A 16,072-nucleotide genomic window follows, 5' to 3' on the forward strand; every position below is an offset into this window, starting at 1 on the left:
CACCCCTGGAGAAGATAATAGGTTGATTCGTGCAAATATGCACAAAGTTCCTATTGCGTCACAGGGTCGAACATCACTGCCGCGTGACCTGGATCATGGGCATGGGAAGGCATGGATGTCCTGCGACGAGCGATGTTCTCTTGGCGGCATGAACGAAAGCGTCAAGACTCCATTCCCGGATCCGTCCCACTGGATCGACGGCCGCGCCGTCCGCGGGTCCGGACCGTTGATCGACGTGGTGAACCCCGCCGACGAATCGGTCATCGCCCAGGTGCACGAGGGCACGGCCGAGGACGTGAACAGGGCGGTGGACGCCGCGCTCGCCGCCTACCCCGGGTGGGCGGCGACGCCCCTGCGGCACCGCGCGGACGTGATGCGGAGCCTGGCCGAGGGCTTGCGGAAGCGGAGCGAGGAACTGGCGGCCACCATCACCCTGGAGATGGGCGCCCCGATAGCCTTCTCCCGGCAGGCGCAGGTGGGATTCCCGGTCGCGTCCACCTTGGCGGCGGTCGCGTCGGCCGAGCGGTTCGAGTGGACGGAAGTGATCGAGAACTCGCTCGTCGTCCGCGAGCCCATCGGCGTGGTGGGGGCCATCACCCCGTGGAACTTCCCGCTGCAGCAGCTGGTGACGAAGGTGGTCCCCGCGATGCTGGCGGGCAACAGTGTCGTCCTCAAGCCCTCGGAGACCTCTCCCCTCAGCGCCCGGATGTTCGCCGAGATCGCCACTGCGGCAGGTGTCCCGGACGGTGTGTTCAATGTGGTGCAGGGGACCGGCCCGGTGGTCGGCGAGGCTCTCTCCCGTCATCCGAGGATCGACATGATCTCCTTCACCGGGTCCACTCGCGCCGGCAGGAGCGTTTCCGTCGCCGCCTCCGGAACGGTGAAGCGGGTCGCACTCGAACTGGGGGGCAAGGCGGCCCACATCGTCCTGCCCGAGGCCGACCTCGACTCCGCCGTCACTCGCGGACTGGCCTTCGCCTGGGCCAACGCCGGTCAGGCCTGCGGCGCCTATGTGCGCATGCTCGTGCCCACGAGTCTTCAGGAGACGGTGGTCGACAAGTTGCGGACAGCGGCCCGGGAGTACGTGGTCGGCGATCCCGCCGACGAGGCCACGCGGATCGGCCCGCTCGCCTCGGAGACCCAGCGCCGACGCGTCGACGACTACATTCGGCGTGGCATCGCCGACGGCGCCACGCTCGTGGTGGGCGGCCCCGGCCGCCCGGAGGGCTTCGAGACGGGCGCCTACGTCAAGCCCACGATCTTCTCCGACGTCGACCCCGAGTCGGCCATCGCCCAGGAGGAGATCTTCGGCCCCGTCCTCGTCGTCATCCCCTACGCCGACGACGATCACGCCGTCGAGATCGCCAACGGCACGATCTACGGGCTCAATGCCGCGGTGACCGGTGACGAGGACCATGCCGTGGCGATCGCCCGGCGCCTGCGCGTCGGTCAAGTCGACGTCAACGGTGGACAGCACAATTTCCAGGCCCCGTTCGGCGGGTACAAGCAGTCCGGCAACGGCCGGGAGATGGGCCGTGCCGGCCTTGAGGAGTTCCTCGAGACCAAGGCGATCACCCGCTGACGCGACGCGTCGACATCACATCGCAGAGCCCACTGTTCGTGGGGAATGAGGGAGCACGGTCACAACGTTCACCCTGTTGATTCACTGAGTGGCATCGGCGGTCGGAGCGAAGTGCGCATCGCCCGAGCCCTTCGGTGCGCAGGCCCGTCCCGGACAACCGCGCTCCGGCGCGTCCCGTCCGGGACGGCGGGTTCTTGCGAGAGGACAACCATGGCAGACCGGGCAGCGCTGGCCGCCTTCCTGCGGGCCCGCCGCGAGGCCCTCCAGCCTGAGGACGTCGGGTTGCCCCGCGGACGCCGCAGGCGTACCGGAGGGCTGCGCCGCGAGGAGGTCGCGGCACTCTGCGACATGTCGGTCGACTACTACAGGCGGCTGGAGCAGCCGCGAGGCCCCAACCCCTCGGAGCAGATGCTCGTCGCCATCGCCCGCGGACTGCGCCTGTCGCCGGCGGAACGCGATCTGCTCTTCCAGCTCGCCGGTCATGTGCTGCCGCGCCGTGCACGGCGCGCCGACCACATCGCTCCGGGGATGATGCGCATCCTCGACCGGCTCGAGGACACTCCCGCCCAGGTGATGAACCACCTGGGCGAGACACTGAAGCAGACGCGCCCCGCGGTGGCGCTGCTGGGTGACCAGACGGTCCACACCGGACTGGCGCGCAGTTCCCACTACCGCTGGTTCACGGAACCCGGCGCCCGCTCGGTCCACCCCGAGGGCGACCACGCCGAGCAGAGCCGCCTGATGGTGGCGGACCTCCACAGCGCCTACTCCCGCGACGGGCGTGACTCGCGTGCCGCCGAGCTCGTGGACGCGCTGAACAGGGAGAGTCCCGAGTTCGCCGACATCTGGCGTGAACGCCCCGTGCTCGGGCCCTACTGCGCCGCCAAGCGCTTCCGGCACCCGGAAGTCGGGACACTCGAACTGCACTGCCAGACGCTGGTCGACCCCGACCGGTCCCAGCGGCTCGTCGTCTACACCGCGACACCGGGAACCGAGAGTCACACCAGCCTCCGATTGCTGTCCCTCCTACCGGTCATCTGAAGGCAACCGCCCACGAACGGTCGGCGAACCGACGGCGCGCCGGGCGTCAGGCCCATCCGAGGACGTACTCGTGGGCCGGCCGCGGCATGCGGTCGAACGCCGGTGCTCCAGCCGGGTGGCCGATGTCGACGACGAGGATGAAGCAGCCGGCCTGGAGCGGACCGTTGAACGCGGTGACGGCCTCGCGCTGGGCGGGCTCGCTCTCGAAGTGCTCCTTCATCTCCGGGCGGATCGGCAAGATCTGCGGGATGTGCTCGTGGAAGCGGCTGTCCACGGCGAGCACCGCGACGACGGGTGCGGAGGCCGATTTCGGTCGGTTCCCTTCGTCCAGGTGCGGCAGCAGGCGGTCCTTGCCTTCGGGCGTACGGCTGTACAGGACGCGCAGCGGCTGGGTGTTCGCGGCGGTCGGTGCCCAGCGGGCGAGTTCCCATATGCCGGTGAGCGTCTTGTCGTCGACCGGTGTGTCGGCGAAGGAGACTCAGTCGACCGAGGCGAGCGGCGCGAAGGCCGGAAAGCACCATCCGGCCGCCTGCGACGGTGCGCTGACCAGAGCGTTCAGCTTTCTGGGCAAGCGGTGGAACGGTGTCATCCTGGCCACCTTGCAGCACGGACCACTGGGATACGCCGAGTTGCGGCGCGCGGTGGAAGGCATCAGCGACTGGGTTCTCTCGGAGCGGCTCTCCGAACTGTCCGCTGCCGGTCTCGCGCTCCGCGACGTGGAGCCCGGCCCGCCCGTCACCGTGCGCTACCGGCTCACCGAGGACGGGCAAGCTCTGATGCCCGTCCTCGGTGAGCCGGCCGGGTGGGCCTCCCGGCACCTGCCGGAAGCGCGGGCCTCGGGGCGCGGCCGTGGCTAGGCCGTCGTCGCGACCACGCGCCGCCGTCCGCGTCACCGGACCGTCGGGTCCGGGCGGGCGCCGTCAGCGGACCTGCCGACCCGGGCCGGAGGGGACGGGTTCGTGCCGCACCCCGGTCGTCGGGGACCACACCAGGTCGACGCTCAGGACCGGGTCGACATCGGGGTAGTCCGACCGGTTGTGACAGCCCCGTGTCTCCCGCCGTTCCCTCGCGCACTCGAGCGTCGCGCGCGCGGCGAGAACGGCGGATCGCAGGTCATAGGCATGCACCAGGTCCTGGAAGCCGCCGATGTCGATGTGTACCGCGATGTCCCGCATAAGCTCTTCGATCTCGTGGAGGCCCGCGAGCCCGGCGGCCAGGCCGCTCTCGTCCCGCACGACACCGGCGCACTCCGTCATCAGGTGGCGCACCGTCCGGAGCAGCGCGCGGACGTCCTGGTGGCCGTCGGCGGCCAGGAGCCGGTCCACGTCCGTCTCCGCGGCACGCACCGCCGCCGGCGACCGGTGCTGGGCGACGAGCTCGGCCGAGTACTCCGCCGCGGCCCGGCCTGCGATCCGGCTGCGGAGGAGCGGTTCGACCGGCGAGAGCTCCGCCGACCGGTCCCCGCCGTGCAGCCCGCCGGCCGCTTCCCCGACGGCATAGAGCCCGTTGACATCGGTGCCGTGGTCCTCGGGCCGGACCCAGACGCCTCCCAGGGAGGACTGGGCGGTCGGCGCCACTTCGACCGGGTCATGAGTGATGTCGAGCATCTGGAGGCGCAACAGAGACTGGTGAAGCTGTGGCAGGCGTGTCAGGACGGTCTCACGCGGCAGATGGGACAGGTCGAGCCACACGCCGCCGCCCCGGGTGCCACGGCCCTCCCGGATCTCCGTGTGGGACGCAAGCGCGACCCGGTCACGACCGACCAGTTCCATTCGCTCGGCGTCGTAGCGCGTCATGAACCGCTCGCCGAGGTTGTTGAGCAGAATCCCGCCCTCGCCGCGTGCCGCGTCACTGAGGAGCACGCCGGCCGCGTTCTCGGGCCCGATCAGCCCGAAGGGGTGGAACCGCACCAGCTCGGGGCTGCGCAATCGGGCGCCGGCCTCGACGGCGAGGCGGAAGGCGTCGCCGGTGTTCTCGTGGCGGCGCGCGGACGTACGCCGCCAGATGCGCGTGTGGCCTCCGTTCGCGAGAATCACGGAGTCGGCGTGTACGAGGTAGCGCACGCCGTCGGCGAGGTCGAATCCGTAGGCGCCGAAAACCGTCCCGTGGTCGACCAGCAACCTGGTGACGTGGACGCCCGACAGGACGGGAACGCCGAGTCGCTTCGCGCGTTCGCGGAGAGCTCGCCGCGCCGCCGTTCCTGTGTCCTCGCCGAGGATCGCGGAGCCGCCGTACTCGTGGTGGGCGAACCGGCGGGGGGTGGGCCCGTCATGGCCCCGCTGTTCCGGACGGTTGCCGTGGCCCCCTGTCTGACGGCTTTCCCCGGGGCAGCGAGCCACCACCATGACCGCGACACGGGCCTCGGCGACTTCGATGGCTGCTCGGAGGCCTTCCTCACCGGCTCCGATCACGAGAACGGACGTGGCGAGTTGATGTCCGAGTGAAGACATGGGCCCTCCTGCGGCAGCGGATGAGCGAGATCATGGGCAGTGGTCGACCGGATGGCAGGTTCGTGTGTGACAGCTTCCAGGCAACTGATCGCGTGGAGTGTGTCACAAGGTATGAACACAAGGTGTGGACACTCTTGCAGGTATCGTTGACAGGGACCGTTCCTCCAACCATTGCGGGAGCTCGCCATCCCCGGGACCGCCCAAGGAGCCACGTCTCATGATCGCCAGCCCGCTTCCGGACCTGGTCGGCCGGCACCGCGAGTGTGCGGCACTCGAAGACCTGCTGGTCGGCGTGCGGGAAGGCAGGTCCGGAGTACTGGTGATCCGTGGCGAAGCCGGCATCGGGAAGTCGGTGCTTCTGGAGTATGTGGCAGAGCGGGCGTCACGAGTGAAGGTGACCTGGGCGCACGGCGTCGAGGCCGACATGGAGCTGCCCTACGCGAGCCTGCACCAACTGTGTGCGCCGTTCCTGGACGAGCTCAACGCATTGCCGGGACCCCAACGTGATGCTCTGCGTGTGGCGTTCGGGATGGCTGCCGGGGATCCGCCCGACCGCTTCCTGGTCGGCCTCGCGGTGCTGACCCTGCTCACTCGCGCCTCGGAGACCCGACCGGTGCTCGTCCTGGTCGACGACGCCCAGTGGCTGGACCAGGTGTCCTTGCAGACTCTGGAGTTCGTGGCGCGAAGGCTGCTCGCCGAGGCGGTGGCCATGGCGTTCGCGGTGCGCGACCCCGAAGGACAGGCCGCACTCACCGGTCTGCCGGCGCTTCAGATCGACGGCCTCGACACCGCCGCCGCGGGAGAGCTCCTCGAAGCAGCCGTCGGCGGAGGACTGGAGAAGCGGGTCAGGGACCGGTTCGTGGCCGAGATGCACGGCAACCCACTGGCGCTGCTCGAGTTCTCCCGCGGTCGCACCGCTGCCGAACTGGCCTACGGCCTGGACTCGTCCAGTCGTCCGACGGTTCAGGGGCCGGTCGCGAGTCGTGTGGAACGGGACTTCGCCGGCCGGCTCAGGTCGTTGCCGGAATCGACCCGGACACTTCTGCTGATCGCTGCGGCCGAACCGGTCGGCGACGCACGCCTGTTGATGCGCGCAGCCGCCTCGCTCCGGATCACACCCCATGCGGCTCCGGCCAAGGCCGCCGGCCTCATCGAGTTCGGTGAGTCCGTCCGGTTCCGGCATCCGCTGGTCCGTTCGGCGGTTTACCACGGGGCCGCACCCGAAGAACGCCGAGCGGTACACCGGGCGCTGGCCGAGGCCACGGACCCGGTTCTGGACCCCGACCGCCGCGCCTGGCACGCCGCCCAAGCCGCGGACGGACCGGACGAGGAGGTGGCCGCCGACCTGGAACGAGCAGCCGATCGCGCGCGGCAACGCGGCGGCATCGCGGCCGAGGCGGTACTGCTCGAACGCGCGGCCGAAGTGACGCCGGACCGTCGGCCGCGAGGGCGCCGCGCTCTGGCGGCAGCGGAGGCGCACTTCTCGGCCGCAGCGCCCGACCGGGCCACGGAGCTCGCGACGGTGGCCGAACTGTGTCCCCTGAGTGCCCTGGACCGCGCCCGCCTGGCGCGCCTGCGCGCCAGGATCCTCTTCGCCCGCAGCCGCAGCGACGAAGCGGCGCCCCTACTCCTCGAAGCCGCCGCCCAATTCAGCGCCGCCGGGTCGCCACTGGCGCGGGAGACCTACCTGGAGGCGATCAGCGCGACCATCTTCGCGGGCCGCGTGCACGGCCCCACAGGTGCCCGCGCCGCCGCGATCGCGGCCCGCGGGTCGGGCGCGCCCCCTTCCGGTTCCGAGGCCGCCGACTTGCTCCTGGACGGTGTGTCCGCGCTCCTGACGGACGGATACGAGACCGGTGTCCCGGCGCTGCGCGGCGCCCTGGAGTCGCTGGTCCACGAGGAGCTCCGCACCCGGGAGTCGACCGTGCGGTGGCTGCTGTTGGCACCGGTCGCGCTGGAGGCGTTCATCCACTACGCATGGGACCTGCACGCGTGGGATGCGTTGTCGAGTCGTGCGGTGCGCCTGGCCCGTGACATGGGAGCGCTCGGCGCGCTGCCACCGGCCCTCATCTACGCCGGAGGGGTGCACATTCATTACGGCGACTTCGCCGAAGCCGCCAGGATGATCGACGAAGCCGACGCGCTCGCCGCCGCGACCGGCCACGCACCGCACAAGTACGCCGCCCTCGTCCTGGCCGCGTGGCGCGGCGAGGCGGACGTCGCCGCCGGCATCGTCGAGGAAGCCAGGCAGAGGGCCGACCAACGGGGAGAGGTGTCACTGCTGGGCGCCATGGGCTACATCCAGGGGGTGCTCTACAACGGCCTGGCACGTTACGAGGAGGCACTGCAGGCCGCTCGTACCGGCATCGAGCACGACGGGTTCAACTTCACCGGCCTGTCGCTGGTCGAACACGTCGAGGCCGCCACCCGTTGCGGTGAACTCGACCAGGCCAGGACCTCGCTGGAACGGTTGGTGGAACTCACCCGCGCCGCCGACTCCGGCTGGGCCCGTGGCGCCGGCGCCCGCAGTCGAGCTCTTCTCGCCGAGGGGGACGAGGCGGACCGCCTGTACCGGACCGCGATCGTGGAATTCGGGCGCGGTGGCGTGGCCGTCGAGGTGGCGCGTACGCATCTGCTGTACGGGGAGTGGTTGCGCCGCACCAACCGCCGATCGCTGGCCCGTGAGCACCTTCGTACGGCCCATGAGATGTTCGACGGGATGCGGGCGCAGGCCTTCGCCGAACGAGCCCGCCGCGAGCTGCTCGCCACAGGCGAGCAGGTCAGGGTGCGGGAGACCAAGCCGGCGAGCGCGCTCACACCCCAGGAGTCACAGGTCGCCACACTCGCCGCCGACGGCATGACGAACGCGAAGATCGGTGCGGAGCTGTTCATCAGCCCGCACACCGTGGAGTGGCACCTGCGGAAGGTGTACACAAAGCTCGGGATCAACTCGCGTCGCGCGCTGCCGCGGGCCCTCGCGAGCACTCCGGCCGCGGACACCAACGACGAGGGCATGATGCGTGCCGGCTGAGTGCCCGTGGTGGATCCCGGGCCCCCCGGGGGGCCCACGGGCTCGACCACGGACATCAAGGGCGCGGCGGGGGGTGCCGCGGACGGAGGGTGGAACCATCGCCCTCAAGGGCGTCCGTTCATGAAGAGGAGCCCCGATGTCCGCGCCCAGTCCAGATACGAAGTCGCCGGACGTCTCTCCGGCCGCCGGGTCCGCCGAGGACGACTTGGACACCGCCCTCGATCTCTTCCTGGCGCATCGGAAACGACTGTTCCGTGTCGCCTACCGGATCGTCGGCGATGTCGCCGGAGCCGAGGACGTGATCCAGGAGGTGTGGTTGCGTTGGCAGCACACCCACCGAGCGGAGATCAAGAATCCGGGTGCCTTCCTGACCACGGCCACGACCCGCCTGGCGATCAACGTCATCCAGTCGGGGAGGCACCGCCACGAGACCTCGGTCGAGCCGCAGTTGTCCGACCTCGGTGACCATGCCGCCCAGGACCCGCTGCTGCACGCCGAGCGAGTCGCGGCGCTCGAGGCGGCCCTGGCCATGCTCATGGCCAGGCTGACTCCGGATCGGCTTGCCGCCTATGTGCTGCGGAAGGGCTTCGGTTACGCCTATACCGATCTTGCGAAGCTGCTTCGGATCAGTGCCGTGAACGCTCGGGTAGTGGTCCACCGCGCCCAGGCCCGCCTCGACAGTGACCGCGAGCGGCCCGTCCCCGTCGAGTCGCACCGGCGCCTCGTCGCCGCGTTCCGGGCGGCGGCGAGCACCGGAGACCTGGACGGCCTCGTGCGGCTCCTGGTCCCCGAGAACCGTCTCCGTCGTTCGGCGCCGACACCCCGTCGACCGTCCGGTCCGCCGCACCTTCCCGCCCGCCGCGCCGCGTGACAGCGGGCGGCGATGTCCTCCTGTCTGTCACAACGGCGGCATCGGCCTTGTCTATCCGGTGCGGGCAAGCGCCGGCGGCTCACCTGCCGCGCTCTGTCGCCGGGACACCGTCCTGGCATCGAGCAGATGGACGCCGTGGACAGCAGGGAGGTCACCGCCCATGAACGACGATGCCACGTTGATCACGCAGTGGAACAGGCTGACCCGTGCCCATCGTCGGATCGAGGCTCGCATGGAGCGAGACCTTCACCGGCAACTGGGTTTGGGGGTGAGCGAGTTCTACGCCCTGCGGACCTTGAGTGAGGGTGTGCGGGCCGGTACGGGGTTGCTGTATTTGAACGACTTGGCCAACGGGGTGGGACTGAGCCAGTCCGCCACCAGCCGCCTGGTGACACGCCTGCAGGACCGTGGCCTGATCACCACGCACACCTCGTCGCGTGACCGTCGGAGCGTCGAGATCGAGCTGACCGCCGTCGCGCACCAGGTACTACGGCTGGGTTCGCCCCTCGTGCACCAGGCGGTCGAGGAGGTCGTGCGGCAACTCGGTGTCGAAGGGACGGACGAAGACCTGCTGCGCTACCTCTGTGGGGGCGCGGGTGACGGCGTGATCGCCCATGCTCGTCCGGCCGACTCCGTCGCTGCCGGCTGAGCGACAGCAGCCCACGTCCGCGCCGCCTGCGAAGGCGTCGGGCCGGTGCTCGGAGGTTCCGCGGTGCCTTCACGGTCCACATGTTCGATCCCTGTCGAAGCTTTGGTAGCGTGGTCGGCATGCCGGACCATTCGTCACCCGCTGACAGCGGAATCTCCCTGCCCCGTCTGCTGGGAGTGCTCAGCGACCCGACGAGGCTGGGAATCGTCCGGATCCTCTCCGACGGGGCCGAGCGAGGGTGGGGCCAGTTCAGCGCCCCCGTGGCCAAGTCCACGCTCAGTCACCATCTCAAGATGTTGCGTGAGGCGGGTGTCACTCAGACTCGCCAAGAGGGCACGCGCTGCTATGTGAAGCTGCGGTATGACGCCTTGGAAGCCCGTTTCCCGGGCTTCCTGCCGGCACTGCTGTCCGCCGCCGCCGCCGACCATGTCGGAGACCATGTCACCGAGCGCGGCGAGCAGGCCTGACTCCGTCAGTGCCCGGCTCCGTCCGCGCGACGTCTGAGCCGCGCCCGTGAGCAGCCCCCTCGGGGGTGCGATCGGTCTCGTGACGCTGGGCTCGGGCCGTGCTGTACGCACGCCCGCGCCGGAGGTCAATCTCCCTCCGGCCCAAGTGTGTTGACGTGTGCCGTCGCCGTGCGTTCTTTCTCCCTTCGCGGCCACCGTCGCGGTTGCGTCCGCATTTGACGACCTCGCCGACCCGGCTCATAGTGTTCTATGTACAACGAACATCGAACAAGGAGCCTTGATGTCCGTGAACTCCCCCGATCAGATCTTCGCCGGCCAAGTCGTGATCGTCACCGGCGCAGGCACCGGCATCGGCCGGGCCACAGCAGTCGCCTTCGCCGAGGCGGGCGCACGCGTACTCGGGGTGGGCCGCCGTGAAGCACTCCTCAAGGAGACCGCCGCGGCCCACGCCGGCATAGACATCCTGGCGATCGACATCTGTGGCGACGGAGCACCCGCCAGGGTCGTGGGCGCAGCCGTCGAACGGTGGGGACGCCTCGATCATCTGATCAACAACGCCGGTGCGACGGCGGTCATGCCGCTGGCGGAGGCCGACAAGCAGACGATCGTCGATCTGCTCGCGCTCAACGTCGTCGCGCCCAGTCTTCTGGCCCATGAGGCTCTGCCGCACCTGCGGCGGACCTCCGGATCGATCATCAACCTCTCCAGCACCTACGGTCATCGTCCCATGGCGGGGGGCGCGCACTACTCGGCCACCAAAGCCGCCGTCGAACAGATGACACGAAGCTGGGCACTGGAACTGGCCGGTGACGGTGTTCGTGTCAACTCGGTCGCTCCCGGACCCACCCGTACCGACGTCATGCTGCACGCCGGCCTGACGCCGGAGGGCGCCGAGGGCGTGTACGCCTATGAGCGCGACCGCATCCCGACCCACCACATCGCGAGCGCGGACGAGATAGCTCACTGGATCCTCCGGTTGGCCGACCCGGCCGGGCGTCATGCGACCGGTCAGGTGATCACCGTCGACGGCGGGCTGGAACTCATCTGATCCGGCTTGTCGAAAGCCGTGTCGACGAAGAGGGCGCGGACGCTTCCGACGAGGCGCCTCGCCGTGTCACAAAAGAGCGGCCCGCTCGGTCAGCGGAGTGTCCTGGAGCGGCCGTACGGATGCTGAAGGTGCCGTTCGCCCTCCCTGGATCCTAATATGTCCATATTTGAAACCATTATTTAGGGAGGGCGCGGCATGAAGGTCGCAGTCATCGGCGGAACGGGGCTGATCGGCTCGCAGGTCGTCCGGATCCTGAACGAGTCCGGACACGAGGCGGTACCGCACGCGCAGTCCACCGGAGTCGACGTCATCAGCGGCCAGGGGGTCGAGCAGGCCGTCACCGGTGCCGACGTCGTCGTCAACCTGACCAACTCGCCGACCTTCGACGAGGCCTCACCGGCCTTCTTCCAGACGTCGATGGACAACCTGCTGGCCGCCTCCCGCAAGGGCGGGGCCGGTCACTTCGTGATCCTCTCGATCGTCGGGGTGGACCAGGTACCGCGGCTGGACTACTACCGCGCCAAGGTCTTGCAGGAGGACCTCCTCAAGGCCGGCCCGGTCCCTTACTCGATCGTCCGGGCGACGCAGTTCATGGAGTTCATGGACGCCGTTCTGTCCTGGACGGCCGACGCGGACGCCGTCCGTCTGCCCGCCACGCCGATCCAGCCGATCGCCGCCAAGGACGTGGCCGACGCGGTGGCGGAGGTCGCCGTCGGCGCACCACTGAACGGCATGCGCAACATCGGCGGCCCGGAGGTCTTCAAGCTCGACGAGCTGGGCCGGATCACTCTGTCCCACAAGGGCGACGCCCGAACCGTGGTCACCGACCCCACCGCCGGTATGTTCGCGGCCGTCGAGGGAGACGTCCTCACCGACAGGAACGCTCACCTCGCCGCCACCCGTTACACCGACTGGCTCGCCTGACCGCACTGCGTCGGACGAGCTGGTGGTTGCGGTTCCGCCTCGTCCGGCGTCGATGTGTGGTTCCCGTCGCGGTACTCCGCGACGGGAACCTTCCGCGAGACCCGACCAGCTCAGGAAGTACCTCGCCCGGTGTGCGAAGGAGACCGCGGACGGGGCCTTCATCGCACCGAGACGACCGTCAGGGACTTGACGGGGCCGGCGCCGCGCAGGGTGAGGTCGAACAACAGATGTCCCTGCCCAGGGCGCACGGCTGCCGTGTGACGGGGGATGATCTCCTGCTCCGGACTCTGCTGACGCTCGCCGTGACGCGCGCCGTGCACAGCGGTGACGTACACAGTGGACGGCCCGGTGTTGCGCACCAGCACCTGTGTGGTCGTCGAGCAGTGCCACGGCGCGTCGGGCGCGGGGCACAGGTAACGCAGGTCCCCGAAACCGTAGGTGCCGCAGGAGAGCTCTTGGTCGGCGGGGAGAACGGAGCGGCAGACGCGCCCGACACCGACGCGGTCGTGGCCGGTATCGCCGGCGTCACGAGGGAGCGACGTGACCAAGGCGATCAGCGTCAGTGCGGTACAAACCGTCCACAAGGCGGTCGGTATCCGGGAACGGCGTACGGCACTCACTGTTCGTCCTCGACACGATCGGGACCCGGACGCCCGGCACGGGCGCGGAGCCCGTCGTGGCGACGCTGTGGGTCATGCGACGCCGGAGCACACGACCAAGACCTCATGAACCTCGGCTCACACTGCCCGGACCAGGTGGGTCGTTCCCAAGTCAAAAGCTGTCGACCACTTTGACCGTGTGTCGTGTGCCTCTGTGACACAACTCTTGGGTGTGGCGCCCATGGACTCGGACGAGCGCCGGCTCAGGGCGGGAAGGTGAACAGACGGTACTCGGACATCGTCGCGAAGCCGAAGCGCCGATACAGCGGTTCCCCCGCTGGGCTCGCCACGAGCGCTGCGGAGCACATCCCTCTTTGCCGTCCGAGCGCGAGTGCGGCGAAGGCCGACGCTGTTCCGAATCGAGCGGCCTCACCATCACCGGAAGTACCGCGAGTTGCTCTCCGCCGTGGCGACGCAGAGCGTCGGCGGTGGGCTCCGGGCTGTCGGGACCGACCCACCACCACCGACGGTAAGCGCAGCATGACGTCGATGGCCAACACGTCGAACAACGGTACGGTCAACACCGTCCTCGCCGGCACCCTGGAAGCGTCCTTCTGTGGCGTCGACCCCACCAAGAACAGCAAGTTCGCCCGATCCGGTGGTGAGGAATTCACCGAGGACATCGCACCCGACATCGTGCGTCACTGAGGTAAGAGCCGCCCGTGAGTGATCTGACCTGATCGCTACGGACGGGGCGAGGCGCCGGCCCAGGGGTCGGCGCCTCGCCATGACCGGACCATCACCGGTGTCACGCATCGTCCATCTGCTCGGTCAACTCTCTCAGCCACGTGCAGGTGTGACCATCACGCCTGCTTGGGCGCAGTGGGTGGGGTCTTCCGGATCCGACCCACACCAGAGGACCCGAGCTGCAGCGCTGCCTGCTCCCCCCTGACGCGGAGTCCACTCGAGGAACTGGCGTGGTGAAGGAGATTTCTTGAATGAAGGTCGTCGTGAGGGACGATGCCGGACTTTTGGGAGTCGAGACCGCTCTCTGGGTCAGGGATCACGGGCACGAAGTGGAGATGCTTTCGGCACCTCATGGTCTCGACTCACTCACCGGAGAAGAGATCACCGAAGCTCTGCACGGCTGCTCAGTCGTGATTGATCTTTCGTGTCAGCCGTCCTTGGCCATCGGAACCCTCACCGAGGATCAGGGGTTCGTCATCGATGAGGAGGAACTCGTCGAATCATGGCTGCGCTCCACCCGAAGACTTCTGCAGGCCGAGACGGCAGCTGGTGTCACACACCATGTCTCGCTGTCTGTGGCAGGGGTGGGCCGGGCCGTGAACATGGGCGTTTTCCGTGCCCTCCAGGCCCAGGAATCTCTGATCCAGCAGTCTGCGATGGCCTATTCGATTCTTCGATCCACGCAGACGTTCGAGTCGGCCGAGGACATGGCGGCTGTGAGCACCGAGGACTGGATCGTATGGGTACCGCCGGTTGAAGTGCGTCCAGTGGCTCTGACGGATGTGGCCATGCTGCTCGCGCACACCGCCGTGTCCCGACCCCGGATCGGCGTTCGAGAGATCGCCGGCCCGGAGAAAACCAGGTTGGACATCTTCGTACGCGCCGCCCTCAGGTAGATGCAGGCCGCTTTCGGGGTGAGAAACATTCATATGGCATGGAAGAGGTCCGCTGATGACAACACTGAAAATGACTCTGCTGGGCGCGGTCCGCGAACTCGCGGCCGTGCGGCTGCCCTCCGCCACGTCCGTCCTCACCGGTCGACCGCTGCGCCGTTTCGCCTTGGAGCTTCATGTCCCGGACGAGCGGCACCAGGAACTCGACGCCGAGCTGGAGGCGGCTGCCGCGCACGGGGGGAAGCCCCTCCAGGGGCCTGACACGGCGTGGCGCGTCTCGGAGGGGTGGACCGCGGCATCGCAAGGGCGCCGACCCGAGATCTACATCTACACGATGGAGGTCGAGGAGGTCGAGCTCCTGCAAGCGTCCGCTCTGGAGATCGAGGGACTCAGCCTTTCTCCGATGAGGTACAAGGAGGAGGTCGATGGGGGACATGTCACGGTGACGCTCGTATCGGATGTCGCCGGCGAGGCCGACGAGCGCTTGGAAAGCCTCCTCAGCGAGCCTGATGCCTTCCACGACGTCATCCGGCGGGGGATCAGCGACGAACCTCTGCGCATGCGCTTCGGACGCTGCGTCTGGCAACGCTCCGCAGACGGCACCCGGCGTCACCACCTGGAACTGGTCGCCGACGAGGGCAGGTCCGCACCGCCCCTCTCTCCTCTCGCGCTGGTCGGCCGGCCGCGCCTCGACCGGACCGTGGAGCGGGTGGCCGCGCATGCCGATGCCCTGGCAGAGCTCCTGGGGGAGCTGCACTCCCGAGGCGTACTGAGTGAGAGCGCCTTCAACGCGATCAACTCCGCTGCCGCCCCACGCCCCCTGACACGACGGGAGGAGCGTGAGCTGTGCCGCACCGACCGTCTGGGCGACTACTGGCACTGACGTCGTCTGCCGCTGTCGCGGCTGAAAGGGGAAGCCCGTGTCCGGAGAACTCGCGGAAGCGGTGCCTCGAATGGTCCTGTCGCCACTGTCCAGTGCGGCGGTCTTCCTGTCAGGGCCGTGAGCGGTGCGGTGCACTGAGCCGTCGCCACCCCTGGTGACCTGCTGTTCCACCTCCGCGCCTCGCGGCTGGACCTGTGCTTCGCGCTCGCCACGGAGATCATGAGCCGGCTGCGGGGAGCGGTCACGGTCCAGGACGAGGTGCATGGCTTCAAGTACTTCGACGAACGGGACCTGCTCGGCTTCGTCGACGGTACGGAGAATCCGAGGGGGCCGGAGGACCCGCCCGAACTGCCGTCCGAGCAGGTGTCCGGCGTCGATACGTCCTCAGGTTGAGCCGTAGGCCCGCACGTGTCACACCGGTCGGGTGAAATCTGTCTTCATGTACACAAAGCACGCTTCACACCGCCTTCTTCAGGTCCCTTTCGGTGGCATCTCGAAGGCGAACCACCCCGGCAGCATTGCCGGTGGCCCGAGGAGTAGAACGTGACCAGCACATCGCAGGCACAGCAGTCAGGAGCCCGGGCGGCTCATCCCGAACATCTCGGGCACGTCGTCTTCATCGCGGCGGCGGCCGCCATGGGCGGTTTCCTCTTCGGCTACGACAGCTCCGTGATCAACGGTGCGGTCGAGGCCGTCCGCGACCGTTACGACATCGGCTCCGCCGCGCTCGCGCAGGTCATCGCCGTCGCCCTGATCGGCTGTGCCGTCGGCGCCGCGACCGCCGGCCGGATAGCCGACCGCATCGGCCGCATCCGGTGCATGCAGATCGCCGCGGTCCTGTTCACCGTCAGCGCCGTCGGCTCCGCGCTGCCCTTCGCGCTGTGGGA

General features: G+C 68.9%; 15 protein-coding genes and 3 pseudogenes. 14 read left to right on the top strand and 4 right to left on the bottom strand.

All coding sequences use genetic code 11. From position 1 onward, the window contains the following. Positions 1–115: 115 nt before the first annotated feature. On the top strand, positions 116–1,582 hold the full coding sequence (locus tag KUM38_RS39780) for an aldehyde dehydrogenase family protein (protein ID WP_217137010.1): 1,467 nt from the start codon (positions 116–118) through the stop codon (positions 1,580–1,582). Positions 1,583–1,792: 210 nt separating this feature from the next. Continuing rightward, the gene (locus KUM38_RS39785; RefSeq protein ID WP_217137011.1) at positions 1,793–2,623 is read left to right on the top strand and encodes a helix-turn-helix transcriptional regulator; all 831 of its coding nucleotides are present in this window, start codon (positions 1,793–1,795) and stop codon (positions 2,621–2,623) included. A gap of 46 nt (positions 2,624–2,669) precedes the next feature. On the opposite strand, the gene KUM38_RS43465 is transcribed toward KUM38_RS39785, so the two are convergent. Together KUM38_RS43465 and KUM38_RS43930 are read right to left on the bottom strand one after the other, a co-directional pair. Beyond that, positions 2,670–2,897, bottom strand: coding sequence for a hypothetical protein (locus tag KUM38_RS43465; protein ID WP_308409155.1), 228 nt, complete (start codon positions 2,895–2,897; stop codon positions 2,670–2,672). A 15-nt stretch (positions 2,898–2,912) separates the two neighbouring features. Further along, positions 2,913–3,056 (bottom strand): annotated as a pseudogene (locus KUM38_RS43930) (nitroreductase family protein); the annotation flags it as partial. A gap of 4 nt (positions 3,057–3,060) precedes the next feature. On the opposite strand from KUM38_RS43930, the gene KUM38_RS39795 reads away from it, so the two are divergent. Further along, entirely contained in the window at positions 3,061–3,480 is a 420-nt protein-coding gene (locus KUM38_RS39795; RefSeq protein ID WP_308409156.1) for a helix-turn-helix domain-containing protein, read from the top strand. Positions 3,481–3,543: 63 nt separating this feature from the next. On the opposite strand, the gene KUM38_RS39800 is transcribed toward KUM38_RS39795, so the two are convergent. Next, positions 3,544–5,073, bottom strand: a complete 1,530-nt coding sequence (locus tag KUM38_RS39800; RefSeq protein WP_217137012.1) for an FAD-binding protein — start codon at positions 5,071–5,073, stop codon at positions 3,544–3,546. A 217-nt stretch (positions 5,074–5,290) separates the two neighbouring features. Here KUM38_RS39800 and KUM38_RS39805 point away from each other — a divergent pair, with 217 nt between their 5' ends. The 6 genes from KUM38_RS39805 (at position 5,291) to KUM38_RS39830 (ending at position 12,063) form a co-directional block, all read left to right on the top strand. After that, a complete protein-coding gene (locus KUM38_RS39805) occupies positions 5,291–8,104 on the top strand; it encodes a LuxR family transcriptional regulator (RefSeq protein ID WP_217137013.1) in 2,814 nt (937 codons plus the stop codon). Positions 8,105–8,240: 136 nt separating this feature from the next. Then, complete coding sequence (locus KUM38_RS39810; protein WP_217137014.1) at positions 8,241–8,975, top strand: sigma factor; 735 nt, start codon at positions 8,241–8,243, stop codon at positions 8,973–8,975. Positions 8,976–9,135: 160 nt separating this feature from the next. Next, a complete protein-coding gene (locus tag KUM38_RS39815) occupies positions 9,136–9,624 on the top strand; it encodes a MarR family winged helix-turn-helix transcriptional regulator (RefSeq protein WP_217137015.1) in 489 nt (162 codons plus the stop codon). Between the two features lie 119 nt (positions 9,625–9,743). Beyond that, complete coding sequence (locus KUM38_RS39820) at positions 9,744–10,091, top strand: helix-turn-helix transcriptional regulator (RefSeq protein WP_217137016.1); 348 nt, start codon at positions 9,744–9,746, stop codon at positions 10,089–10,091. A gap of 280 nt (positions 10,092–10,371) precedes the next feature. Continuing rightward, positions 10,372–11,139 (top strand): SDR family NAD(P)-dependent oxidoreductase, encoded by a 768-nt coding sequence (locus tag KUM38_RS39825; RefSeq protein ID WP_217137017.1) that lies wholly within the window; start codon positions 10,372–10,374, stop codon positions 11,137–11,139. 195 nt (positions 11,140–11,334) lie between these two features. Beyond that, complete coding sequence (locus KUM38_RS39830) at positions 11,335–12,063, top strand: SDR family oxidoreductase (protein WP_217137018.1); 729 nt, start codon at positions 11,335–11,337, stop codon at positions 12,061–12,063. 158 nt (positions 12,064–12,221) lie between these two features. On the opposite strand, the gene KUM38_RS39835 is transcribed toward KUM38_RS39830, so the two are convergent. Then, positions 12,222–12,683 (bottom strand): hypothetical protein, encoded by a 462-nt coding sequence (locus KUM38_RS39835; RefSeq protein ID WP_217137019.1) that lies wholly within the window; start codon positions 12,681–12,683, stop codon positions 12,222–12,224. A gap of 495 nt (positions 12,684–13,178) precedes the next feature. Here KUM38_RS39835 and KUM38_RS39840 point away from each other — a divergent pair. From KUM38_RS39840 to KUM38_RS39860, 5 genes and pseudogenes are all read left to right on the top strand, one after another. Continuing rightward, positions 13,179–13,370: pseudogene (locus tag KUM38_RS39840) on the top strand (serine hydrolase); the annotation flags it as partial. 290 nt (positions 13,371–13,660) lie between these two features. Further along, positions 13,661–14,305: an SDR family oxidoreductase gene (locus KUM38_RS39845; RefSeq protein WP_217137020.1), complete on the top strand. Its 645-nt coding sequence runs from the start codon at positions 13,661–13,663 to the stop codon at positions 14,303–14,305. A 55-nt stretch (positions 14,306–14,360) separates the two neighbouring features. Beyond that, positions 14,361–15,185, top strand: a complete 825-nt coding sequence (locus KUM38_RS39850) for a hypothetical protein (RefSeq protein WP_217137021.1) — start codon at positions 14,361–14,363, stop codon at positions 15,183–15,185. A gap of 138 nt (positions 15,186–15,323) precedes the next feature. Beyond that, positions 15,324–15,521, top strand: a pseudogene (locus tag KUM38_RS39855) (Dyp-type peroxidase domain-containing protein); the annotation flags it as partial. 207 nt (positions 15,522–15,728) lie between these two features. Then, the coding region (locus tag KUM38_RS39860; RefSeq protein WP_217137022.1) for an MFS transporter at positions 15,729–16,072 on the top strand (344 nt) is incomplete at its 3' end.

This window comes from Streptomyces sp. AC558_RSS880 (genome assembly GCF_019049255.1).
Taxonomy (GTDB): Bacteria; Actinomycetota; Actinomycetes; order Streptomycetales; family Streptomycetaceae; genus Streptomyces.

Excerpts from the sequence above, each read along its gene's own strand:
- KUM38_RS39780 (WP_217137010.1), top strand. The coding sequence starts at position 116 with ATGTCCTGCGACGAGCGATGTTCTCTTGGCGGCATGAACGAAAGCGTC.
- KUM38_RS39785 (WP_217137011.1), top strand. The coding sequence starts at position 1,793 with ATGGCAGACCGGGCAGCGCTGGCCGCCTTCCTGCGGGCCCGCCGCGAG.
- KUM38_RS39800 (WP_217137012.1), bottom strand. The coding sequence starts at position 5,073 with ATGTCTTCACTCGGACATCAACTCGCCACGTCCGTTCTCGTGATCGGA.
- KUM38_RS39805 (WP_217137013.1), top strand. The coding sequence starts at position 5,291 with ATGATCGCCAGCCCGCTTCCGGACCTGGTCGGCCGGCACCGCGAGTGT.
- KUM38_RS39810 (WP_217137014.1), top strand. The coding sequence starts at position 8,241 with ATGTCCGCGCCCAGTCCAGATACGAAGTCGCCGGACGTCTCTCCGGCC.
- KUM38_RS39815 (WP_217137015.1), top strand. The coding sequence starts at position 9,136 with ATGAACGACGATGCCACGTTGATCACGCAGTGGAACAGGCTGACCCGT.
- KUM38_RS39820 (WP_217137016.1), top strand. The coding sequence starts at position 9,744 with ATGCCGGACCATTCGTCACCCGCTGACAGCGGAATCTCCCTGCCCCGT.
- KUM38_RS39825 (WP_217137017.1), top strand. The coding sequence starts at position 10,372 with ATGTCCGTGAACTCCCCCGATCAGATCTTCGCCGGCCAAGTCGTGATC.
- KUM38_RS39830 (WP_217137018.1), top strand. The coding sequence starts at position 11,335 with ATGAAGGTCGCAGTCATCGGCGGAACGGGGCTGATCGGCTCGCAGGTC.
- KUM38_RS39845 (WP_217137020.1), top strand. The coding sequence starts at position 13,661 with ATGAAGGTCGTCGTGAGGGACGATGCCGGACTTTTGGGAGTCGAGACC.
- KUM38_RS39850 (WP_217137021.1), top strand. The coding sequence starts at position 14,361 with ATGACAACACTGAAAATGACTCTGCTGGGCGCGGTCCGCGAACTCGCG.